Raw genomic sequence first — 25,424 nt, 5'->3', positions numbered from 1 at the left:
GCTCAGAGCCAGCGCGCCAGCGCCAGCCCGATCAGCGTCAGCAGCACGCTCGAACCGAAGGGGAAATGCCAGCGCCGTGCGCCGATCTTCACGCTGAAGTCACCGGGGATGTTCCCCAGCCCGATCTTCTCCAGCCAGCGGTGCAGGCTGTTGAAGACGATGCACGACAAGGCGAAGACGATGAGCCAGCGCATGGGGTTCCGATCCGGGTCAGAGGGTGTGGCTGCGGTCACCGGCGCTGAAGCCGATCGCCTCAAAGGATGTGGCCTCGGTCACGAAGCCGATCACCTTGAACAGCTCGCCCATCTCGTGCTCGGTGACGAGCTTCTGCGCCATGGCCCGGCCGCGCAGATCCGCGGTCTCCAGGTCGGCCAGCAGCCCGCAGTTGAACAGGAAGCGCGCCTGCGAGGTGTAGCCCAGCACCTCCAGCCCGGCGTCCTGCCCGGCCAGCGCGATGGCCGTGAAGTCGACGTGGGCCGTCAGGTCTTTCAGGCCGACGTCCTGCAGCGGATCGGGGTCGGCCTTGTGGCCGCGGTGGCACATCAGCGTGCCGCCGGTGCGTTGTGGGTGGTAGAACTCGTGCTCGGGGAAACCGTAGTCGATGAAGAACGCCGCGCCGCGGGTCAGGCCGGCCGCCAGCGTGGACAGGAAGGCACTGGCCTGCCGCGGCAGTTCGGTCACGGTGCCGGGCACGAAGCCGAGGTCCACCGGCGGGCGCAGGTCGGTCGGCCGGTCGGCCCAGATGAACTGCGGCGTGCCGGCCGCCTCGCCTGCTGCGTCGTCCAGTGCCACGCCGCGCTCCTGCCACTGCGCGCCGTCCCAGGCGATGAGCGCCACCGGCATCGCGTCCAGCACTTCGTTGCCGACGACCACGCCCTCGAAGGCCACCGGCAGCGCGTCGATCCAGCGCACCTTGTCGGCGAGCCGCGGCACATCCTTGGCCAGGCGCTGGCGCTGGCGTTCGCGCAGGGTGCCGGACAGGTCGACGATGGTGTAGCGGTCGACTGCGGCGCCCAACTCTTCCAGCGTCTGCAGCAGCTGACAGGCCAGCGCGCCCGAGCCGGCGCCGAACTCCCAGACCTCGCGCGTGCCGGTGGCGGCCAGCGCCTGCGCGACCTGGCGGGCCAGTGCGCGGCCGTACAGCGGCGAGAGTTCCGGCGCGGTGATGAAGTCGCTGCCGGACGAGGGCAGGGCGCCGAACTGGCGGTCGCCGCCGCTGTAGTAGCCCAGGCCGGGCTGGTAGAGCGCCAGCGCCATGAAGCGCTCGAAGCCGATCCAGCCGCCGCTGCGGCGGATCTCGTCGGCGATGAGGGCACTGAGGGCATCGAGCGCCGGGACGGCGGGCAGCGGGTCGCTGGCTACACTGGGGAAAGAGGCGGTGGCGGTGTTCACCGGCCGATTGTAGAAAGGTAGCCAGTTCCCCCATGTCCACCACCCGCGGCACCCAGATCCTGACCCTGACCGGCCTGCGCTTCGACGCCAATCTCGGCGTGCTCGACCATGAGAAGACCGCACCGCAGCCCATCGCTGTGGACGCTGAACTCAACCTCGGCACCCAGCCGCTGACCCCGCCCGACGACGACCTGTTCCACGTCCTCGACTACCGCCGCGTGCGCACGATCATCATCGACGAGTGCACCGCCGAGCACGTCAACCTGCTGGAGAGCCTGATCGGCAAGGTCGCGGCGCGGCTGATGGACCTGCCCGGCGTGCTCGGCGTGCGGGTGAAGATCGCCAAGCTGGAGATCTTCGACGACTGCGAGGTGGCGATCCGGGTGGAGACGGGGCAGTGGTGATGGTGGTGCGGTGAGGCCGTGGTGCAGGGCGCGCGAGTGCGGCGACAATTCCGCCCACCATGCAGACCACCGACACCTCCCCGAGTTCCGCCACCGCGCCGCGGTCCGCCGACCCCGAGCGGCGCGCCGCCCACGAGACCAACAAGCTCAGCAAGCGCCTGCACCGCCTCGTGGGCCAGGCGATCAACGACTACGCCATGATCGAGGACGGCGACCGCGTCATGGTCTGCCTCTCGGGCGGCAAGGACAGCTACGGGCTGCTCGACATCCTGCTGAACCTGCAGCAGCGCGCGCCGATCAAGTTCAGTCTCATCGCCGTCAACCTCGACCAGAAGCAGCCCGGCTTTCCCGCGCACATCCTGCCCGAGTACCTGAAGAGCCGCGGTGTCGAGTTCCACATCGAGAACCAGGACACCTACTCCGTCGTCAAGCGCGTGATCCCCGAGGGCGACACGATGTGCAGCCTGTGCTCGCGGCTGCGGCGGGGCATCCTGTACCGCGTCGCCGAAGAGCTGGGCGCCACCAAGATCGCGCTGGGCCACCACCGCGACGACTTCCTCGGCACGGTCTTCCTGAACATGTTCTTCGGTGGCAAGTTGAAGGGCATGCCGCCGAAGCTGGTCAGCGACAACGGCCGCCACACCGTGATCCGCCCGCTGGCCTATGTGCCCGAGACGGATCTGGAACGCTGGGCCGAGCACCGCCAGTTTCCGATCATCCCGTGCACGCTGTGTGGCTCACAGGAGAACCTGCAGCGCGTGCAGATCAAGCGCATGCTGCGCGAGTGGGACAAGCAGCACCCGGGCCGCATCGACAACATGCACCGCGCCTTCTCGCACGTCGTCCCGTCGCACCTGATGGACCGGGCGCTGTTTCCCTTCGAGACGATCCGCCCGACCGGCGAGGTCAACCCGCAGGGCGACAAGGCGTTTGACGAAGACGAGGAAGATGCGTGCGCCACGCCGACGGCGCCCGCGCTGCCCGCCGAGGCCAGCATCTCGCTGGCGGCGCTGCGCCGGACCGCCACGGAGTCCGGGGGCGGTTGATCACCGAGACACCACGCAGGAGGTTGCGATGCCGAAGGTTCCCGCTCTGTCCGATGGGTTTCGCCCCGACCGCCGTGGCTGGGGGCTGGCGCTGGCGGTGAGCGCTGCCGTGGTGCTGCTGCCTGGGTGCGCCGCGTTCCGGCAGATCGGTGTGGAGGTGGCCACCTTCGGGGCCTGGCCGGACCAGCGCCCGCCGGGGCGCTATGCCTTCGACCGGCTGCCTTCCCAGAGCGCTGGCAGTCCGGAGCAGGTGCATCTCGAAGAGGCCGCGGCGCAGGCTCTGCAGCAGGTCGGCTTCACGGCAGCCACCACTCCGGGGCAGGCCGATGTGCTGGTGCAGCTGGGCTGGAGCCGCTCGCGGGTGCTCAGCCCCTTTGCCGATTCGGCGCCCTGGGGGGGATCGGGTCTGCTGGATGCGCCACCGCGGCCGGATCGGCGTGCCCATGCCGCCGTCGGGGTGGGGATTGGCGTGGGGATCGGGGTGCGCCGCGGTGGCATTGGCATCGGCGGTACCTTCGGCGAGCCGGCCACCTACGACCGCCAGCAGGTGCAGATGCTCTTCATCGACCGCGGCCGGCGCGAACACCTGGTCGAGATCCGGGTCCGTCACGAGGCGCGCTATTCCAGCGCGGATTACCTGCCGCTGCTGTTCGATGCCGGCTTGAGCGGCTTCCCCGATCTGAAGGCCGGGATCCGCCAGGTCACCGTGCAGTTGCCATAGCGGCGGCTGCGCTGCGCAGATCCCGTGCCCAGTCCTGGAGCCGCTCGGCCGCGTGCATGCGCTGCTCCGGTGTGGTGCGGTTGTGCAGGTCGGCGGCCAGTTCGCACTGGAAACGCACCAGCTGTTCCCGGTAGCCACGGGCCGCTTCATCGCTGGGGCGCACGCTGTGGCTGGCCCAGGTCCGCAGCAGCGCATTGCGCTGCGCCTTGTCCAGCCCTGGCTGTGCGACTGTCCGCAGGGTGACCAGTGTCTCCTGCTGCTGGCGCTGGCGCTCCTGCAGCCAGCGGTGGGGATCCCAGGGCGAGCTGCGCAGGCGTTCCGAGATGAACCGGCGCTGGGCACTGTCGATCTGGCCGTAGAGCATGTCTGCACGGTCGATGATGCGTTCGGCCGATGCGCGGTGGCGCTGGTCGCTGTCGCCGCGCAGGTAGGTGTCGCGCCATTCGCGGTTGCTGGTGTCGAACTTGGCCTGCACGTGCTTCAGCTGGGCGCCGTCCAGGCTCCCCAGTGTCTCCGCCAGCGGTTCGACCAGTGCGAGCAGGTAGGTCTCCTGCCGCGTCTGCACGGTCTTCCACCAGCGGCAAGCTTGGGCGGACGTGGTGTCCGACAGGGCCTCCTGCGCGACCTGTTCGAGCTGGGCCGCATCCTCGGGGAGCTGGCGGGTGCGGTGCCAGGTCTGCCACTGGAGCAGGGCCTGGCGCACCTGCGGGGTCTGCGTGGGACTGAAATCGAGGTAGCGGTCCAGCCACCAGTAGGCCAGCGTGTCGGCCTGGCTGTAGCCGATGCGCAGCGTGCTGCACGCCGCCAGCAGCAGCACAACCGACAAAAGCGACACGGTCCGACCCCATCTGTTAAGGCGCACTGGTCGCTGGCCTGTCACACCGTTCCCGATAATCGGGAATTCCCGAGAATTCGGAACACGCCTTAGAGAGGATCTGTGCATGTTGCTCGACGTTGTGATCATGGCTGCTGGCAAGGGCACGCGGATGAAATCCGCCCGCCCCAAGGTATTGCATGCGCTGGCAGGTCGCCCGCTATTGCAGCACGTCCTGGAAATGGGCGCAGGGCTCGGGGCTGAACGCCTGATCACCATCACCGGCCACGGTGCCGAACGGGTCGAAAGCACGATGCGGGCCGCGCTGCCTGCCGCGCCGCTGGCCTTCGTGCGCCAGGAACCGCAGCTCGGCACCGGCCACGCTGTGCAGCAGGCCGTGCCCGAACTGCCCGACGCGGGCACCACGCTGATCCTCAACGGCGACGTGCCGCTGATCCGTGCGGCGACCGCGCAGGCGCTCATCGACGCCTGCGGCGGCGAGAAGCTGGTGCTGCTGACCGTCGATCTGGACGACCCGACCGGCTATGGCCGCATCGTGCGCGAGGGCGATCAGGTCCGCGCCATCGTCGAGCACAAGGACGCCACGCCCGAACAGCGCCGCATCCGTGAGGGCTACACCGGCATGATGGCCGCGCCGACTGCGCACCTGAAGCGCTGGCTCGCGCGCCTGAAGAACGACAACGCGCAGAAGGAGTACTACCTGACCGACATCGTCGAGATGGCGGTGGCCGACGGCGTGCCGGTGGTGGCCACGCTGGCGTCGAGCGAGACCGAGGTGCTCGGCGTCAACAGCCCGCTGCAGCTCGCGCAGCTGGAGCGCCGCTTCCAGGCGCAGCAGGCCGAGGCGCTGCTCGAAGCCGGCGTGCGCCTGATGGACCCGGCGCGTTTTGACTTGCGCGGCTCGCTGGCCTGCGGGCGCGACGTGTCGATCGACGTGAACTGCGTGTTTGAGGGCACGGTGACGCTGGGTGACGACGTGACGATCGGCGCTAACTGCTGCCTGCGCAACGTGACCATCGGCGCCGGCACCGTGCTGCAGCCGTTCACGCACATCGACGGCGAGGCGCTCGGCGTCGAGGTCGGCGCGGGCGTGCAGATCGGCCCGTTCGCCCGCCTGCGCCCCGGTGCGAAGCTGGGCGACGAGGTCCACATCGGCAACTTCGTCGAAGTCAAGAACTCCACGATGGCCCGCGGCGCCAAGGCCAATCACCTCGCCTACCTGGGCGACGCGGTGGTCGGCGAGCGTGTCAACTATGGCGCTGGCAGCATCACCGCCAACTACGACGGCGCCAACAAGCACCGCACCACCATCGAGGCCGATGTCCACATCGGCTCCAACTGCGTGCTGGTCGCGCCGGTGACGATCGGGGCTGGCTCGACCGTGGGCGCGGGCTCGACCATCAGCAAGGACGTGGCCGCCGGCCAGCTCGCCGTGGCACGCGGTCGCCAGACCAGCCTGAGCGGCTGGGCCCGCCCAGTCAAGGCGCTGAAGAAGTGAGGCGGTCCACATGAGTTCGCTCGCCAGCAGCCTGCTGCCCTGGCGCCGGCCGGCTGCGGGCGAGCCCGCCGGCCCGTCGGTGCCGACCGGCGTGCTGCCGATCGAGCCGACGCACTACCAGCGCCTCGGTCTGCCCGAGGACTGCACGCTGACCGAGCTGCAGATCGCGTGGATGCGGATCGAGCCGATCCTGCCGCCGCCGCTGACGCTGCTCCAGCGCCGGGATCTGCCGGAGGACCGCAGCGAAACCCACCGCGCCGAAGACCGGCGCCTGGCCTTCGCTGTGCTGTCCGACCCGGCGCGGCGCACGGTCTACGACGCCTGGCTCGCCCGCGAACGCGAGGCGCAGAAGTCCTGGATCAACCGCCTGCTGCGCCGGGGCTGACCGGGCGTGGCAGGGCGATCTGCAGTCCGCACTTGGCCCGGTGGACGCTGAAGAAACAGCGCACATTGCGCACATTGGCGTCGCTGGTGAACAGCCGCTGCGCCATCGCCTGGTAGGCCGGCATGTCGGCCACCTGCGCGATCAGCACGAAGTCCGGTCCGCCCTGGGTGCGGTAGCACTGCTGCACGGCCCCATCCGCCACCGCCCGCGCCTCGAACGCTGTCTGGCGCTCCACCGACTGCGTGTCCAGCGTCACCTCGACGATGGCCGTCAGCCCGTGGCCCAGCGCCTCGGGCGACAGCACGGCCACCGTGCGTTCGATCACGCCGGCATCGGCCAGGCGCTTGATGCGGCGCAGGGCGGTGGCGGCCGAGACGTGTACCGCGTCGGCCAGCGCCTGGTTCGAGCGGGAGGCGTCGCGCTGCAGCTCGTCCAGCAGGCGCAGATCGATCGCGTCCAGGGGCATCGCTTCGCGGGGTGTCATGCAATAAATCTCCGAATAAATTGCTTTGGTGGCGATTCATTGCAATCTTAATGCATGACGAAGTAATTCGTCGAAAACGATAATTTTTTGCTCATTCATTGCACAACAAGCTCGCTACGATCGGCGCCTGTCTTCAGTCACCATTTGCCTAGGGAAGTCCACCATGTGCGGAATCGTCGGCGCCGTCAGCCAGCGCAACATCGTCCCCATCCTGCTCCAGGGTCTGCAGCGCCTCGAATACCGCGGCTATGACTCCTGCGGTGTCGCGGTCCACCAGGGCGGCCAGCTGCGCCGCTCGCGCAGCACCTCGCGCGTGGCCGAGCTGGACGCGATGGTCCTGCAGGACGGCATCGAAGGCCTCGTCGGCATCGCCCACACCCGCTGGGCCACCCACGGCGCCCCGGCCGTCCACAACGCCCACCCGCACTTCTCGCATGGCACCGGCGCCGACGCCAAGAGCGCCAAGGCTGGCCGCATCGCGCTGGTCCACAACGGCATCATCGAGAACCACGACGAGCTGCGCGCCGAACTCAAGGCCCGCGGCTACGAGTTCACCAGCCAGACCGACACCGAGGTCATCGCCCACCTGATCGACTCGCTCTACCAGGGCGACCTGTTCGACGCGGTGCAGAGCGCGCTGCCGCAACTGCGCGGCGCCTACGCGATCGCGGTGTTCTGCCAGGAAGAGCCGCTGCGCGTGGTCGGTGCCCGCGAAGGCTCGCCGCTGGTGCTGGGCGTGGGCAAGGGCGAGAACTTCCTGGCGTCGGACGCGATGGCGCTTGCCGGCGTGACCGACCAGATCGTCTATCTGGAAGAGGGCGACGTCGTCGACCTGCAGCAGGGCAAGTACTGGATCACCGGCAAGGGTGACAGCGGCGCCCGCGTGCGCATCGACCGTCCGGTCAAGACCGTCAACGCCCACAGCGGCGCGGCGGAACTTGGCCCGTACCGCCACTACATGCAGAAGGAGATCTTCGAGCAGCCGCGCGCCATCGCCGACACGCTCGAAGGCATCGAGGGCATCACGCCGGACCTGTTCGGCGACGAAGCTGCGACGGTGTTCAGCCAGATCGACAAGGTGCTGATCCTCGCCTGCGGCACCAGCTCGTATTCGGGCATGACGGCCAAGTACTGGCTGGAAAGCATCGCCAAGATCCCGTGCCAGGTCGAGATCGCCAGCGAATACCGCTACCGCGACAGCGTGCCCGACCCGAAGACGCTGGTCGTCACCATCAGCCAGAGCGGCGAGACCGCTGACACGCTGGCCGCGCTGAAACACGCCCGCGCCCAGGGCATGACGCAGACGCTGACCATCTGCAACGTCTCGACCAGCGCGATGGTGCGCGAGTGCAAGCTGTCGTTCATCACGCACGCTGGCGCCGAGATCGGCGTGGCCTCGACCAAGGCGTTCTCGACGCAGCTGGTGGCGCTGTTCCTGCTGACGCTGGTGCTGGCCAAGCAGCGCGGGCATCTGCCGGAGACGGGCGAAGCCGCGGCGCTGCGCAACCTGCGCCACCTGCCGGCCGCCGTGCAGTCGGTGCTGGCACTGGAGCCGCAGATCATCGCGTGGGCCGAGCTGTTCACGCCGAAGCAGAACGCACTGTTCCTGGGCCGTGGCCGCCACTACCCGATCGCGCTGGAAGGCGCGCTCAAGCTCAAGGAAATCAGCTACATCCACGCCGAGGCCTACCCGGCCGGCGAGCTGAAGCACGGCCCGCTGGCGCTGGTGGACGCGGCCATGCCGGTTGTCACGATCGCGCCGAACGACCAGTTGCTGGAGAAGCTCAAGAGCAACATGCAGGAAGTGCGCGCGCGCGGCGGCGAGCTGTTCGTCTTCGCCGACGCCGACACCCGCATCGAGAACGAGCCGGGCGTCCACGTCATCCGCATGCCGGAGCACTACGGCGCGCTGAGCCCGATCCTGCACGTCGTGCCGCTGCAGATGCTGGCGTACCACACGGCGTGTGCGCGGGGGACGGATGTGGACAAGCCGCGGAATCTGGCGAAGAGCGTGACGGTGGAGTGACGCAAAGGCTCTCCTGCCATTTCCTTCCCACCGGCTTTGGCGGGCTGGTTCTGGCAGAGGTAGTGCCAGCCCAAAGCAGGACAGGTTTCGGCATCCATTGCCCTCGGTGAACGCGCTGCCTGACTTCGATTTTGTAGCGTTCAGGCGCTGGCGGGTGCTTGCGTTTGTGCCGGGTGCGATTGCAGTGCAGACAAGCGGCCACGATGTTGGATCTGTCATCTCGGCCGCCGTCGCTGCGTGCGACCAGGTGTTCGGCGGTACAGCGCAAGGCAGAAGGGCCGACAGAGCCTGCACACCACATGCGCAAGCCACAGTAATAGCATTTGCCGCCCTGGGAATCGAACGCGGACTGTCGGGATTTTTGAAGCAGTTTTTTCATGGGGACTCCGAACTGGAAAGTCCCCGAGACGGCTTTGCCGTTCGCCGGGCATCGGAGCATTGCGCTCAGCCGATGGTGCTGCAGGTCACCTGACAGCGGGTTCAACCTCCCGGTTGAACGCGTGGCGAGTTTGCCGAATCGCATCGATATTGGCAAGGACTGGCGAGCGTTTCACCCGCGCCGCGCCGGCTCGCCTGCCCGCCGTTGCCGATGATCGCGTCCCAATAGCGGTCGGTTTCCGCCTGGTCGTCGGTCGCCACCTGGAACGAGAACGCTTCGCTCTGCGGAAAGAGCGGGCCGCCGTTCAAGCCGATGCAGGGGATGCCCATCACGGTGAATTCCACCGTCAGGATGTTGCCCTGCTGGCCCATCGGGTAGTCGCCCGGTGCGCGGTGGACCGCACCCACCGCGCTCTCCGAGACCGTTTTTACCTCCAGATGTGGACACCGTCTTCCGATATGATTGAGCTGTCTTAGCGAGAAAAAACAAATAACCACAATAGGTTAGATGAATTATCTTCCGAAGTGCCTGACCGGAGTTCGTCGCCATGAACATCACCGACCGCATCAAACGCTCAGTCCTGCGTCGCCATGAACTGGTCCTGCGCCCTGCGGACTTCCAGGCGTTCGGGAGCGAGGCGTCGGTCAAGCGTGCCCTGAAGGAGCTGGTGGACCAAGGGCTGCTGGTGAGATTGGGCGTGGGGCTGTATGCCAAGGCCAAGCGCAGCGTGCTCTCTGGACAGCCCATTCCGGTCCGTCCTCTGGAGGAACTGGGCCCGATGGCGCTGGCCCGGCTCGGCGTCGAGCTGCGCGAATCCATCCGCATCCGTGACTACAACGCCGGCCGGACCACCCAAGTGCCAACGGGCATCGTCGTCAACACCGGACGCCGCCGCATCACCCGCAAGATTGGCTTCAACGGCAAGTTCGTCGAGTACGAACACGATCGCGTGAAGGCATGAACGGCGTGGCCGCAGGCGACATGGAAGATCCGCCGAGATGAGGAAGCTCTCTCCTGACCGACTGGACCTCATCGAGGCGCTGCTGGCCGAGACCGACACCGGGGGCATCACGGCAGCCCTTCTGGAGAAGGACGAGCACCTGACCGAGGCATTGCGCGCCGTCTTCAGCCTGCGATTCGAGCACGCCACGCTGGTCTTCTGCGGCGGAACCAGCCTCTCGAAGGCACACGGCCTGATCGAACGGATGTCCGAAGACGCGGACATCAAGGTCGTGCTGGCCGACAGCACGGCGGGCTGGCCCAAGACCAGACTGCGGCGTTACCTGGGCAACGAGGTGCGTCACCGCATCCTGGAGACCCTGGTCTCAACGGGGTTGTCCGAGGATGAAGCGCAGCGCCGTTCGTTGAACGACAACCGGTACGTTCACAGCCAGTGGGCGTATGAGCGCGCCTACGGCGGTGTTACCGCGCTGCGCCCGAATCTGCAGTTCGAACTGGTCGTGCGCCGCCCGCTGCTGCCCACGATCGTCAAGAACATCGGCGCCCTCACGGATCGACTTGCACAGCGGACAGGGGCGGCGTGCCCGATCCCGGTCATTGCGGTGGCGGAGACCCTCGCCGAGAAGGTACTGTCCTTCCTGCGCCGCTTTGCGCTGCACCGTGCGGGAAGAATGCCGCAGGCGTGGGACACCGCGCTGGTGCGACATGTGTACGACGTTCACTGCATCGTGTCGCAGGCGCCGGGTGTCGTGGAGGACGGTGTCAGCGCATTTGCCGAGTTGATGCGGGGTGACATCGACGAGTTCGGCTACCAGCATCCGGCGTTCGCCGCGGACCCCAGGGCCGTGCTCAGGCAAGCCTTGGACACCGTCAGAGCCGACACACAGACGCGCAAGGAGTATGACGAGGTGCTGTTGCCCTTGGTCTACGGGCGGGCGAAACACCGATTCGACGAAGCGTGGGCATCGTTCGATTGCGTGGCTCGGCGGATGCTGAGCGAATCCTGAACCGGCCCGTCACCCCCGCCGCGCCGCCGCCGGATCCGCAGTGGCGGTCAACCATCGTCGGGGCGGCTGCTCGCTTTGCCAAGGAGATGGGGACTGGTGTGTCATGAACAGACCAGACCCGTCGAAGGCTGGTGGAGCCCTCCATAATCAAGACCAGCCCCCCGCTTGTTCGAGATGCCCACCGTACCCATGGATAAATTCTTGCTGCAGCAGCAGGTCCTGCAACGGCTCGCCGAAGACCTGCTGCAGGCCGAAGAGGCCGTGCGGGAGGCCCATGAAACGGCGACCCACGAAGAAAACATCGCCGAAAACAAGTACGACACCCTGGGGCTCGAAGCTGCCTACCTGGCCACCGGCCAAGCCCGTCGCGCCGCAGCCATCCGCCAGGCACTGGCCCACTGGCGCCAGTTCCGCCCGCTGCCCTACGACGCTGGCAAAGGCATACAGCTCGGTGCGCTGGTCTGCCTGGTCGATGCTGGCGACAAGCAGCAACAGCTCTTTCTCGGCCCGGATGGCGGCAGCATGCAGTTGCTCAGCGGCGCTCAGATCGTCCAGGTCATCAGCACCGATGCCCCGTTGGGCAAGGCCCTGCTGGGCAAATGCGAGGGTGATGAGGTGTCGATACAGGTCGCCCCCAAGCGACTCCAGTTCGAGGTGCTGCGGGTGCTTTGAGCCGCAAGCAAGGATCAGCATGCCATTGCCCCACGCCTATTCGATGTTGTCGGCCCTCGCGCTGACGACGCTGTTCGCCGGCTCCGCGCCGGGCGCACCCGCCTCCGCCGCCATGACCTACCGCGGTCTATGCGACGCATCGGCCGCTGTCGCCCTGGACGCCGATCATTTTGTCGTCGCGGGCGACGAGGACAATACGCTGCGCGTCTACAGGCGAGGCCGGCCGGAGCCTATGGGCGAGGCGCCGCTCGCCGCCTTCCTCGACAGCGGCAACAAGGAGTCGGACCTTGAGGCTGCGGCGGCTGTCGGCCAGCGCATTTACTGGATCGCCTCGCACGGCCGCAACAGCAAGGGCAAGCTGCGGTCCGACAGGCAGCGCTTCTTCGCCACCGACATCGATCCGGGTGCACAGCCGGGCGTCACCCCGGCAGGAACGCCTTACCGCGGTCTGCTCGAAGACCTGGCCGCCGCGCCGACGTTGGCGGGTCTGCGTCTCGGCGAAGCCGCGCGGCTCGCACCCGAGGCGCCCGGCGGGCTCAACATCGAAGGGCTGGCGGCGATGCCCGATGGGAGCCTGCTGGTGGGATTCCGCAGCCCGGTGCCCAACGGTCGGGCGCTGCTGGTGCCGTTGCTCAACCCCTCAGAACTGGTGACGGCCGTGTCCGGGCGCAAGGCACGCTTCGGCGAGCCCATCCTGCTCGAACTGCGCGGCCGTGGTGTTCGCAGCATCGAACGCGCCCTGGACGGCCGCGGTTACTGGATCGTCGCCGGGCCGACTGCCGACGCTGGTGCGTTCACGCTGTACCGCTGGTCGGGCCAGAAGAACGACGCGCCGCGGATCGTCGACAGCAGCGAACTCGTCGGCTTCCGGCCGGAGGTGCTGTTCGAGCCGCTGGGAGGTGGCGGCACCTTGCAGCTGCTGAGCGACGACGGCGGCGTCGTGACCAACGGCACGGCGTGCAAGGACCGGCCGATGACCGCGCAGGAGTTCCGCAGCATCACGCTGCAACCCTGAGCGCAGAGGAGGCCACGCCGCCGATTGGGTCGAACTTTCTTGGTGTCAGGTGCATGCGCCGACGGTACCTGAGGTCTGCGGTCCGGGCTCACCTCCCCCGAGCCAGGTCTGACGCTGCAATTCCGCCAGCAGCCAACGCGCGCCGATGCCCAGCGGGCGCTTGCGATCGTGAACGGCGAAGAGGCCGATCGAGGGCGGTGTCACCCCTGGATCGTCGATGTTCAGTGCCACCAGCGATCCCGCGTCGAGATGTGCTTGGACCAGATGCCGCGGCATCGTGCCCCATCCGAAGCCCGCCAGCAGGAATTCCAGACGCCGCGCAATGTCGACGAAGCGCCAGAGCCGGGTGCTGACCACGCTGTAGCTCGGGCCTGGCCGCTCCGCCGAGCCCATGCCCTCGGTGTAGAGCGTGACCGCCAGGTCCGGGTGTTGCGCCTGCAGGCCCGCGAAGCTGCGAATGACCGGCGGTGTCGGCACGAAGCTGTCGATCGCGATCGGCAACTCGGGCTCCAGCCCGGCCGCGATGGCCTGGGCTGTGCGCTCGAACACCTCGGCCTGCCGCAGCACCTGACGCGCCTGTGCGGCGAGCGCGCGACCGGCCTCAGTGAACCGCGGCGTCCGGGAACTGCGGTCGAACAGCAACAGGCCCTGCGCTTCTTCGAGCGTCTGGACGGTGTGGCTGATGGCCGATTGCACACGCCTCAAGCGACGTCCGGCGGCGGAGAAGCTGCCGGTATCCTCGATGGCCACGAGCACGCGAAGTTGGTCCAGGGTCAGGCTACCGATCACTTTTCATCTCTTTCATGGATGGAAAGCATCAAAAGATGATCGCTTCCGTCCATGGGTCAAGGGCCGTAACGTTGCGCCTGTGCGGCTGATCACCAGCCGCCCTACTCGCAAAGGACATGACCACCGACACCCTTGTTCCTGTTCAGCCCCGCAAGCTGCTCGGCACCTTCCTGTGGCTCGCGCAGGGGGTGCTGGCGATGGGCTTTCACCTGATGCGCGGCGAAGCCGTGGTGCTGCCGATGAACCTGGTGCTGCTGGCGCTGGCCGCCTTCGTGCTCTGGGGCTGCACGCGGGCCGTGCCGTTCGCTGCCGCACGCTGAGCCGACCGATTCTGATCTTGCTGGTGAGGCCCTTGGCAGGCGTCAACCCCGCCGTGCCGCCTCGATCGCTGCGATCAAGGCCCGCAGCGTGATCTGCGACGACACGCTCCACCGGTCCTTGCACCACCCGCACTGGCTCGTCTGCTCGCCGTGGCCGACGATCACGTTCCAGTAGTGGTCGGTTTCCTGCCCGGTGCGCGGTGCATCGCGCCTGCCGCGCCGTCGTACCAGACGATCTTCCGTCCTTCTGAAAACGTCTGGCACAGCACGGGGGGTGTCCATCTGCCGCCAGCCCGAACCGCAGCGATGGTCACTCATCGTCCAAAGGCAACAGCCCTTGCGGCGCCGCCGGCGGCCAGCGATCGGCGATGACCCGAGTCTCGAACCAGCGGTGCATGGCGGCATCCTCCACCGCGCTGACAGGATGCCCCGCCTTGCACACATGACATCATGTTGAATGCCCATGAAGCCATCGCCACCCCAACCCGCTGTACCGAGGCAGATCCGCCGCTGGCTGGCGGTGGTGGTGATGCTGCTCGGTCTGGCGCTGGTGGTGGGGTTTGGCTGGCGGGCCTGGAAACAGGTTCAGTTCAACCAGCGTGTTGCCAGTGGCGACATCAAGGTGGAAACCCTGCGGGGCTGGATGACGCTGCCCTACATCGAGCAGGTGTATGGCGTGCCGCAAGTCCAGCTGCGTCAGGCCTTGGGCTTGCCCGCCACGGGCTTTGATGACCGAAGTGTTCACGACTGGAGCGAGGAAGCCAACCTTGACCCCGTCGCCGCCCGACGCCTCATCGAAGAGATGATTCTTGAACGCACGCCGCCCACAGGAGCGGCCAAGTGACGGACCTCACCGAATTCCTGCTCACCAGCTTGCTGAACCACGGTGCGCTGGTGTTGGGCGGGACGCTGTTTTTCGCAGCCCTGGGGGTGCCTTTGCCGGCCACGATGCTGCTGGTGGCCACCGGAGCCTTCAGCCAGCACGGTGTGATGGGCTGGCAGGCGGCTGCAGGCGTTGCCGTGGTGGCAGCCGTGGCGGGGGATGGCTGCAGCTACCTGCTGGGCCGCCTGGTGGGAGAGCGGATCACGTCGCGCTGGAAAGACTCGAAGGCTTGGCGATCAGCCGAGCAACAGTTCGAGCGTTGGGGCATCTGGACCGTGTTTCTGAGCCGGTTCTTGTTCACGCCGATCGCCCTGCCTGTGAACTTGATCGCAGGCTCTACCCGGTTTCCCTGGCCTCGTTTCCTGATGGCCGTGGTGGTGGGAGAGGTGATCTGGGTGTTGCTGTTCGGTGGACTGGGGCTGCTGTTCGCCGACAACTGGGAGGCGCTGAGCCAGATGGCGAGTGATGTCTCGGGCGTGCTGGTGGGCCTGCTGCTGCTGGGTGTGGGTGCCTACGCGCTGTTGCGTCGCGGTTGAGCCGCTATGTTCCCCGCCATGCCCCACGCCGTTGCCCGCCTGCGCGCCACCTGCCTCGCGACCAGCCTCACCCGCCCGCACCTCGACCGTGGCCCGCCGCGCAAGGACCGCTGTCCCCGCTGCCGTCTGATCCCGAGCCACTGCCTGTGCGCGCTGCAGCCGGTGGTGCCGACCCGCGCCGGGTTCTGCCTGCTGATGGCCGCGTTCGAGTCGCTCAAGCCGAGCAACACGGGCTGGCTGGTGGCCGATGTCGTGCCGGACACGGCAGCGTTTGGCTGGTCGCGGGTGGCGGTGGATCCGGCGCTGCTGGCCCTGCTGGACGATCCGCAGTGGCAGCCGGTGGTGGTGTTCCCGGCCGAGTTCGCCGCGCCGGAGCGGGTGGTGACCACACTGGCGCCGACGTCGGGGCCGGTGCCAGCGTCGGTGGAGGAGGCGGTGTCCACACCGCGCCCGCTGTTCATCCTGCTGGACGGCACCTGGTCCGAGGCCTGCAAGATCTTCCGCAAGAGTCCGTGGCTGAACCGCTTCCCGGTGCTGAGCCTGCACCCGGACCAGTGCTCGCGCTACCGGCTGCGCCGCTCCACGCACACGCACCATTTCTGCACCGCCGAGGTCGCCGCGCTGTGCCTGGCGATGGCGGGCGAGGCGCACGCGGCGCAGGTGCTGGGGGCGTGGCTGGACGTGTTCAGCAGCCGCTACCTGCGCGCCCGGCAGAGCGTGCCGCCGGATGCCGAGGACGACGCGCACCAGCGGCTGCGGGCGCTGCATCCGCCCGCGGCGACGCCGTTCGCGCCGCGCTGAGGCGTCTGGCGCCCTGCGCGCGGCGCTTCATCGCAAATGGCTGGTCGATCGCGCGGGGGCGGCCCACACTGCAGGCATTCCTTCCCACACGGTCCCGCCGACCAGAAAGGTTCGCCATGCACACCGCCAACACCGCCGCCGCCGACGTTTCCCTGGACACCACGGACGCCGCCCTGCAGCGGCAGGCGCGTCGCCGCGTCAAGCTGAAGATGGGCTTCTTCCTCCACGCGCTGGTGTTCACGCTGGTGAACCTGGGCCTGCTCACGCTGCACGCGGTCACGGGCGGCGAGCGCGGCCTGCATGTGCCGCTGTGGGGCTGGGCGTTTGGTCTGGCGATCCACGGCACGGTGGTGTTCGCCAGACTGCAGTTCCGCACGCAGGGGCTGCGCGAGCGGATGGTCGCCCGCGAAGTCGAGCGGCTGCGCACGCGGGACTGAGCCCCGGCGGTTCAGGCCGCCGTCACCCGCCAGATCGCGTTGCCCACATCGTCGGCCACCAGCAGGCTGCGGCCATCCGCCCCGATCGTCACGCCGACCGGCCGCCCGTAGGACGCCGATTCGTCCGGTGCGAGGAATCCGCTCAGGATGTCCCGCGGCGGGCCGGCGGGCTTGCCGTTGACGAAGGGGATGAAGATCACCCGGTAGCCGCTGAGCGTGCTGCGGTTCCAGGAACCGTGCTGGCCGATGACCATGCCGTCGGGGAAGCCGGGCAGGGTGCCGGCGGGCATCCAGCACAGGCCGAGCGAGGCGGTGTGGCCGCCGAGCGCGTAGTCGGGCGCGGTGGCGCGGGCGACCGCCGCCGCGTCCTGCGGCACGCGGTCGTCCACCGTGCCGCCCCAGTAGCTGTAGGGCCAGCCGTAGAAGCCGCCCTCGCGGACCGAGGTGAGGTAGTCCGGCGGGGTTTCATCGCCCAGCCCGTCGCGCTCGTTCACCACCGTCCACAGCGCCCCCGTCACCGGCTCCCACGCCAGCCCGACCGGGTTGCGCAGCCCACCGGCAAACAGGCGGCGCTCGCCCGTGGCGACGTCGATGGCGTAGATGCAGGCGCGGCCTTCCTCCACCTCGAAGCCGTTCTCGGCGATGTTGCTCAGCGAGCCGACGCCGGCGTAGAGCGTGCGGCCGTCCGGGCTGGGCAGCAGGCTGCGGGTCCAGTGGCCGCCCGGCTTGAACGCGGCCACGGGCCGGCCGGTGGCGTGGATCCGCAGCGCGCCCGGCGTGTAGGGAAAGGCCACCACGCCGTCGGTGTTGCCCACATAGAAGGTCTCGCCCAGCAGCGCCATGCCGAAAGGCTGGCTCAGGCCGGACAGGAAGGTCTCGCGGGTCTCGGCCACGCCGTCGCGGTCGGTGTCGCGCAGCAGGGTGATGCGGTTCGGGCTGACGCCGGTGGCGGCGGCGCGTTTCATCGTGCTGACCATCGCGTGGTCGAACAGCGAGTTGACCTCGCCGGGCAGGAAGCAGGCCTCGGCGACGGTGACATCGCCGTTGGGCAGCACCAGCATCCAGCGCGGGTGGTCGAGGCCGGTGGCGAAGGCGTTGACGCGCAGACCCGGCGCTGCCGTCGGCGCCTGGCCCGGTGCCCAGCCTCGGGCCGTCGGCATCTTGAGCGTGGGCATGCGGCCTTGCGGGCGGGCTTCCGGGATGGTCGGCGCAGTGCCGACCGCCTGCGCGGGCACCGGACCTTGCCGACGGCGCCAGCGGATGGCGGCACTGCCCGCCAGGGCAACGATCTGCGCAAGCACGTTCGACGAACTCATGGCACCACTCCTCTTCTGGGGAGGGCGCATGTTAATCCGCGTCAAGTTTCGATGTGCTCGTGGTGCGCCGCGGCACCTTGCTTCCAGTAGGCCGAGACCCGCACCGCCTGGCGGTCCAGTCCCCGCTCGTCGACCAGCACGCGCCGCACGGCCGCCATCGCCCCCGCTTCGCCCGCGCCCCAGGCAAAGCCCTCGCCGCCGGGCAGGTCCAGCGCGCGCACGGCGTCGGCCAGCGCCGCACCGCTGTCGACCCACTGCACCTGCACGCTGGCCGCACTTGGCAGCGCGCGCCGGTCGGCCGCATCGGCCACATGCAGCACGGCGAAGGCGCGGGCGCTGGCCGGCAGTTCCTCCAGCCGGCGGGCGACTGCGGGCAGGGCGGTGTCGTCGCCGACCAGCAGGTGCCAGTCGGCGTCGGTGGGGATGATGAAGGAGCCACGCGGCCCGCCGATGGTGGCGCGCTGGCCGGGCGTGGCCTGCGCGGCCCAGGCTGCTGCGGGGCCGTCGCCGTGCAGCGCGAACTCGATCGCCAGCGTGCCGGCGGCGGCGTCGTAGTGCCGTGGCGTGTAGTCGCGGCGCACCGGCTCGCCGCCGTCGGCGGCGTCGAGGACGAGCTTGATGTGGTCGTCGAACGAGGCGCTGGTGAACCCCGCCAGGTCGCTGCCGGTGAAGGTGATGCGGCGGAAGCCGGGGCTGGGCGTGTCGACGCACAGCACGGTCAGGTCGCGGCGACGGAGTTCGTGGCGCACGCGCTGGATGCGGTGGGCGGGGGAGCGGTCGAGGGCCAGGGTCATGGTGTTGGGGCGAGCAGGTGAATGGTGGATAATGTCATCCATGATGCGCAAATCATTGGACAATGTCAACCATTCGGAGCCGGTGCTGGAGCTGATCCACACGGTCATGCACCAGGTGCGCTCGCAGCAATACCAGGTGCTGCGCGACGGCCTGCACGCCATCACGCACATGGAGACCAAGGTGCTCGGCTTCTTCGCCCGCCACCCGGGGGCAACCCAGACCGATCTGGCCCTGCACAGCGGGCGCGACAAGGCGCAGCTCGCCCGGCTCATCAAGGGCCTGCGCGAACAAGGCCTGCTCGGTGGGCAGGCCGACGAGACGGACCGGCGCAGCGTGCGGCTGGCGCTGACGGCGCAGGGACATGCGGTGCTGGAGGCGCTGGAGCAGGCCTCCGCGCACCTGGCGGTGCAGGCGGTGGCGGGCTTGAGCGAGGACGAGCAGCGGCAGTTGCAGCGGCTGCTGCAGCGGGTGCGGGAGAACCTGGCTGCGCCGAAGACCGACGCCAGTGCAGCGCCTCGGCCGGACGCCTGATCCTGCGGGGCTGGCGCTGGTGCCGGCGTTGGCGCCTACCGTGGGCATGGATTTTTGCGCGCCTGCCCCCATCTGCGCCGGACCTTTCCACCAGAGCCAGGAATCTCCATGCTGTTCGATCCCGTTCAAGTCCGCGCCCTGACCCTGCGCAACCGCACCGCCATGGCGCCGATGACCCGCAGCCGCGCCGTCGAGGCTGCCACGCCGAACGCCCTGATGGCCACCTACTACGCCCAGCGCGCCACCGCCGGCCTGCTCATCACCGAGGGCACCTCGCCGTCGCCGAACGGCGTCGGCTATGCCCGCATCCCCGGTCTGTTCAACGCCGCGCAGGTCGCCGGCTGGAAGCTGGTCACCGACGCCGTGCACGCCCAGGGCGGCAAGATCGTGATCCAGCTCATGCACACCGGCCGCGTCACCCATGTCGCCAACCTGCCGGCGGGCGGCGAAGTGCTCGGCCCGGTCGACGGTGTCTGCCCCGGCGAGATGTATGTGGACGCGCTTGGTATGCAGCCGCACAGCCCCGCCCGTGCCATGACCGAAGCCGACATCGCCCACACGGTGGCGGAATATGCTGAGTCGGCGCGGCTGGCGATCGAGGCCGGCTTCGACGGCATCGAGCTGCACGCGGCCAACGGCTACCTGATCGAGCAGTTCCTCAACGCCAACGTCAACACCCGCACCGACGGCTACGGCGGCAGCATCGCCGGCCGCAACCGTTTTGCACTGGAAGTCGCCCGTGCCACGGCGGACGCGATCGGCGCCGAGCGTGTCGGCATCCGCCTGTCGCCGCACGGCGTGTTCAATGGCACCGGCTCCTACGCCGAGGTGGACGCGCAGTTCCTCGCGCTGGTGCAGGAACTCTCCGCGCTCGGGCTGATGTACCTGCATGTGCTGGACCATTCGGCGATGGGGGCGCCTGCGGTGCCGGCTGCGCTGAAGGCGGCTTTGCGGGCGGCGTTCGACGGGCCGTTCATCCTGGCTGGTGGTTTTGATGCCACCAGCGCCGAGCAGGCACTGGCCGACGGACAGGCGGACCTCATCGCCTTCGGTCGCCCCTTCATCTCGAACCCGGACTTGGTTGCCCGGATGCAGGCCGGTGCGCCGTTGACCGCGCCGGACTTCGGCACCTTCTACACGCCGGGCGCCAAGGGCTACACGGACTACGCGACGCACGGCGCTGCGTGAGGTTGCGCTGACTGCGCTGGGGCGCGCACAAGGGGGCGGCCAGTCCGTGGAAGAGAACCCCTGTGGCGCTCCGGAGAAGGGCCGGGGAGTCTTGCGACTTCCCGCGCGGCCCGACCTGGACGAAGCCATTGCCCGCAGTGGGCTTTGTTGCACAACTCCGCCGAAGCCGAGTTTCCCCTGACCCCAGACGGAGTTACGCCACAGCCTGCGTCACCGGGGTGCCCAGGTGGGTGAATCGGTTGAGCACTGCAGCTCGCACCTGCAACTCCACCACCTGGCGCTCGAAGGTGCGTGCCATCACCCGCTCGCCCAGCAGCTTGAAGCAGCGCATCTTCGTCTCCACCAGCGAGCGCCGGTGATAGCCGCTCCACTTCTTCCAGATCCCCCGGCCCAGCCGGTTCGTCGCCCGCAGTATCTCGTTGCGTGCTGCCGCCCCCGGGCGCTTGGCCTTCCACGGCTGGGCGTTCTTGCGCGTCGGTATCACCGCTTCGGCCCCTCGTTCGGCGATCGCGTCGTGGCAGCCCTGCGTGTCATACGCCCCGTCCCCGCTCACCGACAGCACCACCTCCTCTGCCGGAATCTGCCCGAGCAGTTCCGGCAGCATCGGTGCGTCACCCACGCCGTTGTCCGTCACCTCGATCGCCCGGATCTCCAGCGTCTGGGCGTCGATCCCCAGGTGAACCTTGCGCCACTGCCTGCGGTACTCCGCCCCGTGCTTCTTGGTCTTCCACTCGCCTTCGCCCAGCATCTTGATGCCCGTCGAGTCCACCAGCAGGTGCAGCCCGCCCCGGCTCGGCCTGGCCTTGATCTCCACCGTCAGCCGCTTCTCCCGGCGGCTCATCGTGCTGTAGTCCGGCGCCTGCCACTCCAGCCCCGACAGCCCCAGCACGCTCTGCACGAACCCCTGCGTCTGGCGCAGCGCCAGTCCGAACAGCACCTTCATCGTCAGGCAGCACTGCACCGCCGCGTCGCTGTACATCGCCGGTCGCCCCGGCTTGCCGCTGACCGGTGCGGCCTGCCACGCCATGTCCCGGTCCAGCCACATCGTCAGCGAGCCCCGCGCCCTCAGCGCCTTCGTGTACGGCGCCCAGTTCTTCGTAACGTACTTCTGCTTGGTCGGCTTGCTCATCCTGTCAGCCTACCTCACCGCTCGACCATCGGCCGGCGGGGTGGGTTGTGCAACAAAGCCCTCTGGATTTGATCGAGCCAGACAAGTCCCCGCGTTGAACGAAGCAGTGGCGAAGTTCTTCCTTCGACATCTCGCTGCACCGTGACGCCTCTCAAGACCATGTCCACCGACCGCACCTTCATCGACCACCTCGCCGACCAGCTCCACGGCTTCGGCGCCTTCTCGCACCGCAAGATGTTCGGCGAGTACGCGCTCTACCTGGACGCCAAGGTCGTCGCGCTGGTCTGCGACAACCAGCTCTTCGTCAAGCCGACCGACGCAGGCCGCGCGCTGCTCGGGCCGCAGGCCGCGATGGGGCTGCCGTTTCCGAGCGCGAAGCCATACTTCCTGGCGTCGGACCTGATCGACGAGCGCGAGGCGCTGGCGCGGCTGCTGCTGGTGACCTGCGAGGCCTTGCCCGTGCCGAAGCCCCGGACACCGCGGCCAGCGAAGGTGTCCCGGAGCGCCAAGCCTGGCACGCGATAATCCGTGGATTGGGCGTCCTCGCCCGCCGCCAGTCCACGAGTTCCGCGCCGCCATGAGCCTCCCCGACCGCTACGACCCCACCGCCATCGAATCCGCCGCCCAGACCGCCTGGCGCGCCGCCGAGGCCTACCGCGTCACCGAAGACCAGACGAAGCCGAAGTTCTACGCCTGCTCGATGCTGCCGTACCCGTCGGGCAAGCTGCACATGGGCCATGTGCGCAACTACACCATCAACGACATGCTGACCCGTCAGCTGCGCATGAAGGGCTACAACGTCCTGATGCCGATGGGCTGGGACGCCTTCGGGCTGCCGGCGGAGAACGCCGCGCTGAAGAACGCCGTGCCGCCCGAGAAGTGGACACGCGAGAACATCGCCTACATGAAGACCCAGATGCAGGCGATGGGGCTGGCGATCGACTGGTCGCGCGAGGTCGCCACCTGCGACCCCGAGTACTACAAGTGGAACCAGTGGCTGTTCCTGAAGATGCTGGAGGCCGGCATCGCCGAGCGCCGCACGCAGGTTGTCAACTGGGATCCGGTGGACATGACCGTGCTGGCCAACGAGCAGGTGATCGACGGCAAGGGCTGGCGCTCGGGCGCGGTGGTCGAGAAGCGCGAGATCCCCGGCTACTACCTGAACATCGTCCAGTACGCCGACGAGCTGCTCGGCGCGGTCGCCAACCCGGAAGACCCGAACTACCTCAGCGGCTGGCCCGAGCGCGTGCGGCTGATGCAGGAAAACTGGATCGGCAAGAGCGAGGGCGTGCGCTTCGCCTTCCCGCACGAGATCGCGGGCGCCGATGGGGCGCTGATCCAGGGCGGCCGGCTGTATGTCTTCACGACGCGCGCCGACACGATCATGGGCGTGACCTTCTGCGCCGTGGCGCCGGAGCACCCGCTGGCCGCACACGCCGCTGCGACGAACCCGGCGCTGGCCGCCTTCATCGCCGAATGCGCCCAGGGCGGCACGACCGAAGCCGAACTCGCCACGCAGGAAAAGAAGGGCATGCCCACGGGCCTGTTCGTCACGCACCCGCTGACCGGCGCGCAGGTCGAGGTCTGGATCGGCAACTACGTGCTGATGAGCTACGGCGACGGCGCCGTGATGGGCGTGCCGGCGCATGACGAGCGCGATTTTGCGTTTGCCAAGAAGTACGGCATCGAGATCAAGCAGGTCGTGAAGGCCGGCGACGAGGTGTTCTCGCTCGACGCCTGGGCCGACTGGTACGGCGACAAGCAGCGCGCCGTGTGCGTCAACTCGGGCGTGCTGGACGGGCTGCCGTGCAAGGAGGCGGTCTCCAAGGTGGCCGAACTCGTCGGCGCCAAGGGCCTCGGCGAGAAGAAGACCACCTGGCGCCTGCGCGACTGGGGCATCAGCCGCCAGCGCTACTGGGGCACGCCGATCCCGATCATCCACTGCGACGACTGCGGCGCGGTGCCGGTGCCCGAGAAGGATCTGCCGGTCGTGCTGCCGATCGACTGCGTGCCGGATGGCTCGGGCAACCCGCTGAAGAAACGCACCGACTTCCTGAACGTCGCCTGCCCGTGCTGCGGCAAGCCGGCGCAGCGCGAGACGGACACGATGGACACCTTCGTGGACTCGTCGTGGTACTTCATGCGCTACTGCGACGCGCGCAACCCGGACCAGATGGTCGCCGCAGGCACCGACTACTGGATGCCGATGGACCAGTACATCGGCGGCATCGAGCACGCGATCCTGCACCTGCTCTACGCCCGCTTCTGGACCAAGGTGATGCGCGACCTGAAGCTGGTGAAGGTCAACGAGCCGTTCACCAAGCTGCTGACGCAGGGCATGGTGCTCAACCACATCTACTCGCGCCGCACCGACAAGGGCGGCATCGAGTATTTCTGGCCGCACGAGGTCGAGAATGTCTTCGACGCGGGCGGCAAGACCGTCATCGGCGCCAAGCTGAAGTCCGACGGCTCGGCGGTGGACTACGGCGGCGTGGGCACGATGTCCAAGTCGAAGAACAACGGCGTCGATCCGCAGGATCTCATCAACCAATACGGCGCCGACACGGCCCGGCTGTTCGTGATGTTCGCCAGCCCGCCGGAGCAGACGCTGGAGTGGAACGACTCGGGCGTCGAGGGCGCGCACCGCTTCCTGAAGCGCGTGTGGGGCTTTGCGGCGAAGCACGAGGCGGCACTCTGCGCCGCGACGGGCGGCGACCTCAGCGGCGCGGCGCTGCGCGGCGAGGCGAAGACGCTGCGCCGGGAGCTGCATCTGGCGCTGCGCCAGGTCAGCCATGACTATGAGCGCATGCAGTACAACACCGTGGTGTCCGGCTGCATGAAGGTGCTCAACGCGCTCGAAGCGTTCAAGACCGATGGCAGCGCAGGCGACCACGCCGTGCTGTGCGAAGGGGTGTCGCTGCTGCTGCGCATGCTCTACCCGGCCTGTCCGCACCTGACCTTCAGCCTCTGGCGCACGCTGGGCTTCTCGGCACGGCTGGGCGACCTGCTCGACGCGCCGTGGCCGCCGGTGGACGAGGCAGCGCTGGTGCAGGACGAGATCGAACTCGTGCTGCAGGTCAACGGCAAGACGCGCGGCTCGATCAAGGTGCCGGCCGGCGCCGACAAGGCGGCGATCGAAGCCGTGGCAGCGGCCAGCGCCGAGGTGGCGAAGTTCGCCGAGGGCAAGCCGCCGAAGAAGATCATCGTCGTGCCTGGTCGTCTCGTGAACGTGGTGGTCTGACATGGCCGACACCCCCGCGCCCCGTCATTCCCGCGAAAGCGGGAACCCACCCGCCGCAATGCCGGTGGTGGCGTGCGTGGGTGCCCGCGTGCGCGGGCATGACGGGAGGGGGGCGTGATGCGGCGGCGGCTGGTCGTGCTGGCGGTGACGGTCTCGGCGCTGGCGGGCTGCGGCTTCCAGCTGCGCCGCCCGCCGGAGCTGCAGTTGAAGCGCGTCTTCCTCGCCGGCTTCGACGCCTATTCGCCGATGGGCGACGAGCTGCGCCGGCAACTGCGCGCCAGCCCCGGCGTGGTGCTGACCGAGACCGCCGCCGAGGCGGATGTGGTGCTGGAGGTGCTGGAGGACGCGCGGGAGCAGGTGGTGGCCGCCTCCACCGCGACCGGGCAGGTGCGCGAGCTGACGCTGCGGGCGCGGCTGCGCTTCAAGGCCCGCACGCCGGCCGGCGCCGAGCGGATCGCCCCGACCGAGCTGATGCTGACCCGCGACGTGAGCTACAGCGAAACCACCGCGCTGGCCAAGGAGCAGGAGATCGCGCTGCTGTTCCGCTCGATGCACACGGACCTGGCGGCGCAGGTGCTGCGGCGGCTGGCAGCATTGACGCCGGGTTGACGCGGTCGAGCCTTCCGAGCCTCCT

General features: G+C 68.5%; 28 protein-coding genes and 3 pseudogenes. 20 read left to right on the top strand and 11 right to left on the bottom strand.

From position 1 onward, the window contains the following. Nucleotides 1-2 precede the first annotated feature (2 nt). On the bottom strand, nt 3-194 hold the full coding sequence (locus U5O44_RS22185; protein ID WP_322590612.1) for a DUF2905 domain-containing protein: 192 nt from the start codon (nt 192-194) through the stop codon (nt 3-5). 16 nt (nt 195-210) lie between these two features. After that, complete coding sequence (locus tag U5O44_RS22180; RefSeq protein ID WP_322590767.1) at nt 211-1,347, bottom strand: class I SAM-dependent methyltransferase; 1,137 nt, start codon at nt 1,345-1,347, stop codon at nt 211-213. 77 nt (nt 1,348-1,424) lie between these two features. On the opposite strand from U5O44_RS22180, the gene U5O44_RS22175 reads away from it, so the two are divergent. The 3 genes from U5O44_RS22175 to U5O44_RS22165 are packed head-to-tail and all read left to right on the top strand — an operon-like array spanning nt 1,425 to nt 3,563. Beyond that, nucleotides 1,425-1,796 carry a dihydroneopterin aldolase gene (locus U5O44_RS22175; protein WP_322590611.1) on the top strand — a complete coding sequence of 124 codons (372 nt, stop codon included), beginning with the start codon at nt 1,425-1,427 and terminating at the stop codon, nt 1,794-1,796. Nucleotides 1,797-1,855: 59 nt separating this feature from the next. After that, on the top strand, nt 1,856-2,842 hold the full coding sequence (ttcA, locus tag U5O44_RS22170; protein ID WP_322590610.1) for a tRNA 2-thiocytidine(32) synthetase TtcA: 987 nt from the start codon (nt 1,856-1,858) through the stop codon (nt 2,840-2,842). Between the two features lie 28 nt (nt 2,843-2,870). After that, a complete protein-coding gene (locus U5O44_RS22165) occupies nt 2,871-3,563 on the top strand; it encodes a DUF4136 domain-containing protein (protein ID WP_322590609.1) in 693 nt (230 codons plus the stop codon). Here the strand turns inward: U5O44_RS22165 and U5O44_RS22160 are convergent. Continuing rightward, nucleotides 3,544-4,398: a DUF6279 family lipoprotein gene (locus U5O44_RS22160; RefSeq protein WP_322590608.1), complete on the bottom strand. Its 855-nt coding sequence runs from the start codon at nt 4,396-4,398 to the stop codon at nt 3,544-3,546. The two genes, U5O44_RS22165 and U5O44_RS22160, sit on opposite strands and share 20 nt — an antisense overlap. Before the next feature lie 106 nt (nt 4,399-4,504). Between U5O44_RS22160 and glmU the strand changes: the two genes are divergently transcribed. Both glmU and U5O44_RS22150 read left to right on the top strand, forming a co-directional pair. Next, nucleotides 4,505-5,896 carry a bifunctional UDP-N-acetylglucosamine diphosphorylase/glucosamine-1-phosphate N-acetyltransferase GlmU gene (glmU, locus tag U5O44_RS22155; RefSeq protein WP_322590607.1) on the top strand — a complete coding sequence of 464 codons (1,392 nt, stop codon included), beginning with the start codon at nt 4,505-4,507 and terminating at the stop codon, nt 5,894-5,896. Between the two features lie 10 nt (nt 5,897-5,906). Then, on the top strand, nt 5,907-6,281 hold the full coding sequence (locus U5O44_RS22150; protein ID WP_322590606.1) for a hypothetical protein: 375 nt from the start codon (nt 5,907-5,909) through the stop codon (nt 6,279-6,281). Here U5O44_RS22150 and U5O44_RS22145 read toward each other — a convergent pair. Then, nucleotides 6,256-6,765: an Lrp/AsnC family transcriptional regulator gene (locus U5O44_RS22145; RefSeq protein WP_322590605.1), complete on the bottom strand. Its 510-nt coding sequence runs from the start codon at nt 6,763-6,765 to the stop codon at nt 6,256-6,258. The genes U5O44_RS22150 and U5O44_RS22145 overlap by 26 nt on opposite strands. Nucleotides 6,766-6,928: 163 nt before the next feature. On the opposite strand from U5O44_RS22145, the gene glmS reads away from it, so the two are divergent. Then, a complete protein-coding gene (gene glmS, locus U5O44_RS22140) occupies nt 6,929-8,791 on the top strand; it encodes a glutamine--fructose-6-phosphate transaminase (isomerizing) (RefSeq protein ID WP_322590604.1) in 1,863 nt (620 codons plus the stop codon). 211 nt (nt 8,792-9,002) lie between these two features. Here the strand turns inward: glmS and U5O44_RS22135 are convergent. After that, nucleotides 9,003-9,092: pseudogene (locus U5O44_RS22135) on the bottom strand (hypothetical protein); the annotation flags it as partial. Nucleotides 9,093-9,349: 257 nt separating this feature from the next. Then, nucleotides 9,350-9,598 (bottom strand): annotated as a pseudogene (locus tag U5O44_RS22130) (VOC family protein); the annotation flags it as partial. A 119-nt stretch (nt 9,599-9,717) separates the two neighbouring features. On the opposite strand from U5O44_RS22130, the gene U5O44_RS22125 reads away from it, so the two are divergent. From U5O44_RS22125 to U5O44_RS22110, 4 genes are all read left to right on the top strand, one after another. Beyond that, the gene (locus U5O44_RS22125) at nt 9,718-10,131 is read left to right on the top strand and encodes a DUF6088 family protein (protein ID WP_322590603.1); all 414 of its coding nucleotides are present in this window, start codon (nt 9,718-9,720) and stop codon (nt 10,129-10,131) included. A 37-nt stretch (nt 10,132-10,168) separates the two neighbouring features. Next, nucleotides 10,169-11,137: a nucleotidyl transferase AbiEii/AbiGii toxin family protein gene (locus tag U5O44_RS22120; protein ID WP_322590602.1), complete on the top strand. Its 969-nt coding sequence runs from the start codon at nt 10,169-10,171 to the stop codon at nt 11,135-11,137. A gap of 189 nt (nt 11,138-11,326) precedes the next feature. Next, nucleotides 11,327-11,809, top strand: coding sequence for a GreA/GreB family elongation factor (locus U5O44_RS22115; protein WP_322590601.1), 483 nt, complete (start codon nt 11,327-11,329; stop codon nt 11,807-11,809). A gap of 19 nt (nt 11,810-11,828) precedes the next feature. Beyond that, nucleotides 11,829-12,824 carry a DUF3616 domain-containing protein gene (locus U5O44_RS22110; protein WP_322590600.1) on the top strand — a complete coding sequence of 332 codons (996 nt, stop codon included), beginning with the start codon at nt 11,829-11,831 and terminating at the stop codon, nt 12,822-12,824. A 45-nt stretch (nt 12,825-12,869) separates the two neighbouring features. On the opposite strand, the gene U5O44_RS22105 is transcribed toward U5O44_RS22110, so the two are convergent. After that, nucleotides 12,870-13,613, bottom strand: coding sequence for a LysR family transcriptional regulator (locus tag U5O44_RS22105; protein WP_322590599.1), 744 nt, complete (start codon nt 13,611-13,613; stop codon nt 12,870-12,872). A gap of 116 nt (nt 13,614-13,729) precedes the next feature. Here U5O44_RS22105 and U5O44_RS22100 point away from each other — a divergent pair, with 116 nt between their 5' ends. Then, on the top strand, nt 13,730-13,933 hold the full coding sequence (locus U5O44_RS22100) for a hypothetical protein (RefSeq protein ID WP_322590598.1): 204 nt from the start codon (nt 13,730-13,732) through the stop codon (nt 13,931-13,933). 63 nt (nt 13,934-13,996) lie between these two features. Here U5O44_RS22100 and U5O44_RS22095 read toward each other — a convergent pair. Further along, nucleotides 13,997-14,119: pseudogene (locus U5O44_RS22095) on the bottom strand (VOC family protein); the annotation flags it as partial. A gap of 343 nt (nt 14,120-14,462) precedes the next feature. Here U5O44_RS22095 and U5O44_RS22090 point away from each other — a divergent pair. The 4 genes from U5O44_RS22090 to U5O44_RS22075 all read left to right on the top strand — a co-directional run bounded on the left by U5O44_RS22090 (nt 14,463) and on the right by U5O44_RS22075 (nt 16,590). After that, nucleotides 14,463-14,777: a hypothetical protein gene (locus tag U5O44_RS22090; protein ID WP_322590597.1), complete on the top strand. Its 315-nt coding sequence runs from the start codon at nt 14,463-14,465 to the stop codon at nt 14,775-14,777. Next, nucleotides 14,774-15,352, top strand: a complete 579-nt coding sequence (locus U5O44_RS22085) for a DedA family protein (protein WP_322590596.1) — start codon at nt 14,774-14,776, stop codon at nt 15,350-15,352. The genes U5O44_RS22090 and U5O44_RS22085 overlap by 4 nt, the downstream gene beginning before the upstream one ends. Before the next feature lie 18 nt (nt 15,353-15,370). Beyond that, entirely contained in the window at nt 15,371-16,153 is a 783-nt protein-coding gene (locus tag U5O44_RS22080) for a tRNA-uridine aminocarboxypropyltransferase (RefSeq protein WP_322590595.1), read from the top strand. A 116-nt stretch (nt 16,154-16,269) separates the two neighbouring features. After that, nucleotides 16,270-16,590 carry a 2TM domain-containing protein gene (locus U5O44_RS22075; RefSeq protein ID WP_322590594.1) on the top strand — a complete coding sequence of 107 codons (321 nt, stop codon included), beginning with the start codon at nt 16,270-16,272 and terminating at the stop codon, nt 16,588-16,590. A gap of 11 nt (nt 16,591-16,601) precedes the next feature. Here U5O44_RS22075 and U5O44_RS22070 read toward each other — a convergent pair whose 3' ends face one another. Together U5O44_RS22070 and U5O44_RS22065 are read right to left on the bottom strand one after the other, a co-directional pair. Continuing rightward, a complete protein-coding gene (locus tag U5O44_RS22070) occupies nt 16,602-17,906 on the bottom strand; it encodes a PQQ-dependent sugar dehydrogenase (protein WP_322590593.1) in 1,305 nt (434 codons plus the stop codon). 41 nt (nt 17,907-17,947) lie between these two features. Beyond that, nucleotides 17,948-18,700, bottom strand: a complete 753-nt coding sequence (locus U5O44_RS22065; protein WP_322590592.1) for a siderophore-interacting protein — start codon at nt 18,698-18,700, stop codon at nt 17,948-17,950. Between the two features lie 43 nt (nt 18,701-18,743). Here U5O44_RS22065 and U5O44_RS22060 point away from each other — a divergent pair, with 43 nt between their 5' ends. Together U5O44_RS22060 and U5O44_RS22055 are read left to right on the top strand one after the other, a co-directional pair. Next, complete coding sequence (locus tag U5O44_RS22060) at nt 18,744-19,232, top strand: MarR family winged helix-turn-helix transcriptional regulator (RefSeq protein WP_322590591.1); 489 nt, start codon at nt 18,744-18,746, stop codon at nt 19,230-19,232. 108 nt (nt 19,233-19,340) lie between these two features. Then, nucleotides 19,341-20,420, top strand: a complete 1,080-nt coding sequence (locus tag U5O44_RS22055; protein WP_322590590.1) for an alkene reductase — start codon at nt 19,341-19,343, stop codon at nt 20,418-20,420. Nucleotides 20,421-20,613: 193 nt separating this feature from the next. Here U5O44_RS22055 and U5O44_RS22050 read toward each other — a convergent pair whose 3' ends face one another. Beyond that, a complete protein-coding gene (locus U5O44_RS22050; protein WP_322590589.1) occupies nt 20,614-21,549 on the bottom strand; it encodes an IS5 family transposase in 936 nt (311 codons plus the stop codon). A 141-nt stretch (nt 21,550-21,690) separates the two neighbouring features. Between U5O44_RS22050 and U5O44_RS22045 the strand changes: the two genes are divergently transcribed. The 3 genes from U5O44_RS22045 to U5O44_RS22035 all read left to right on the top strand — a co-directional run bounded on the left by U5O44_RS22045 (nt 21,691) and on the right by U5O44_RS22035 (nt 25,399). After that, on the top strand, nt 21,691-22,074 hold the full coding sequence (locus U5O44_RS22045; RefSeq protein ID WP_322590588.1) for a TfoX/Sxy family protein: 384 nt from the start codon (nt 21,691-21,693) through the stop codon (nt 22,072-22,074). Nucleotides 22,075-22,126: 52 nt separating this feature from the next. Continuing rightward, complete coding sequence (gene leuS / locus U5O44_RS22040) at nt 22,127-24,790, top strand: leucine--tRNA ligase (RefSeq protein WP_322590587.1); 2,664 nt, start codon at nt 22,127-22,129, stop codon at nt 24,788-24,790. Nucleotides 24,791-24,907: 117 nt separating this feature from the next. Continuing rightward, entirely contained in the window at nt 24,908-25,399 is a 492-nt protein-coding gene (locus tag U5O44_RS22035; RefSeq protein WP_322590586.1) for an LPS-assembly lipoprotein LptE, read from the top strand. The last annotated feature ends 25 nt before the right edge of the window (nt 25,400-25,424 follow it).

It is taken from the genome of Sphaerotilus sp., from assembly GCF_034519685.1.
Taxonomy (GTDB): Bacteria; Pseudomonadota; Gammaproteobacteria; order Burkholderiales; family Burkholderiaceae_C; genus Sphaerotilus.
This window is presented reverse-complemented; position numbering and strand designations above follow the sequence as displayed.

Coding starts and splice junctions, on each gene's coding strand:
- U5O44_RS22185 (WP_322590612.1), bottom strand. CDS start 194: ATGCGCTGGCTCATCGTCTTCGCCTTGTCGTGCATCGTCTTCAACAGC.
- U5O44_RS22175 (WP_322590611.1), top strand. CDS start 1,425: ATGTCCACCACCCGCGGCACCCAGATCCTGACCCTGACCGGCCTGCGC.
- ttcA (WP_322590610.1), top strand. CDS start 1,856: ATGCAGACCACCGACACCTCCCCGAGTTCCGCCACCGCGCCGCGGTCC.
- U5O44_RS22165 (WP_322590609.1), top strand. CDS start 2,871: ATGCCGAAGGTTCCCGCTCTGTCCGATGGGTTTCGCCCCGACCGCCGT.
- glmU (WP_322590607.1), top strand. CDS start 4,505: ATGTTGCTCGACGTTGTGATCATGGCTGCTGGCAAGGGCACGCGGATG.
- U5O44_RS22150 (WP_322590606.1), top strand. CDS start 5,907: ATGAGTTCGCTCGCCAGCAGCCTGCTGCCCTGGCGCCGGCCGGCTGCG.
- U5O44_RS22145 (WP_322590605.1), bottom strand. CDS start 6,765: ATGACACCCCGCGAAGCGATGCCCCTGGACGCGATCGATCTGCGCCTG.
- glmS (WP_322590604.1), top strand. CDS start 6,929: ATGTGCGGAATCGTCGGCGCCGTCAGCCAGCGCAACATCGTCCCCATC.
- U5O44_RS22125 (WP_322590603.1), top strand. CDS start 9,718: ATGAACATCACCGACCGCATCAAACGCTCAGTCCTGCGTCGCCATGAA.
- U5O44_RS22120 (WP_322590602.1), top strand. CDS start 10,169: ATGAGGAAGCTCTCTCCTGACCGACTGGACCTCATCGAGGCGCTGCTG.
- U5O44_RS22115 (WP_322590601.1), top strand. CDS start 11,327: ATGGATAAATTCTTGCTGCAGCAGCAGGTCCTGCAACGGCTCGCCGAA.
- U5O44_RS22110 (WP_322590600.1), top strand. CDS start 11,829: ATGCCATTGCCCCACGCCTATTCGATGTTGTCGGCCCTCGCGCTGACG.
- U5O44_RS22100 (WP_322590598.1), top strand. CDS start 13,730: ATGACCACCGACACCCTTGTTCCTGTTCAGCCCCGCAAGCTGCTCGGC.
- U5O44_RS22090 (WP_322590597.1), top strand. CDS start 14,463: ATGCTGCTCGGTCTGGCGCTGGTGGTGGGGTTTGGCTGGCGGGCCTGG.
- U5O44_RS22080 (WP_322590595.1), top strand. CDS start 15,371: ATGCCCCACGCCGTTGCCCGCCTGCGCGCCACCTGCCTCGCGACCAGC.
- U5O44_RS22075 (WP_322590594.1), top strand. CDS start 16,270: ATGCACACCGCCAACACCGCCGCCGCCGACGTTTCCCTGGACACCACG.
- U5O44_RS22070 (WP_322590593.1), bottom strand. CDS start 17,906: ATGAGTTCGTCGAACGTGCTTGCGCAGATCGTTGCCCTGGCGGGCAGT.
- U5O44_RS22065 (WP_322590592.1), bottom strand. CDS start 18,700: ATGACCCTGGCCCTCGACCGCTCCCCCGCCCACCGCATCCAGCGCGTG.
- U5O44_RS22060 (WP_322590591.1), top strand. CDS start 18,744: ATGCGCAAATCATTGGACAATGTCAACCATTCGGAGCCGGTGCTGGAG.
- U5O44_RS22055 (WP_322590590.1), top strand. CDS start 19,341: ATGCTGTTCGATCCCGTTCAAGTCCGCGCCCTGACCCTGCGCAACCGC.
- U5O44_RS22050 (WP_322590589.1), bottom strand. CDS start 21,549: ATGAGCAAGCCGACCAAGCAGAAGTACGTTACGAAGAACTGGGCGCCG.
- leuS (WP_322590587.1), top strand. CDS start 22,127: ATGAGCCTCCCCGACCGCTACGACCCCACCGCCATCGAATCCGCCGCC.
- U5O44_RS22035 (WP_322590586.1), top strand. CDS start 24,908: ATGCGGCGGCGGCTGGTCGTGCTGGCGGTGACGGTCTCGGCGCTGGCG.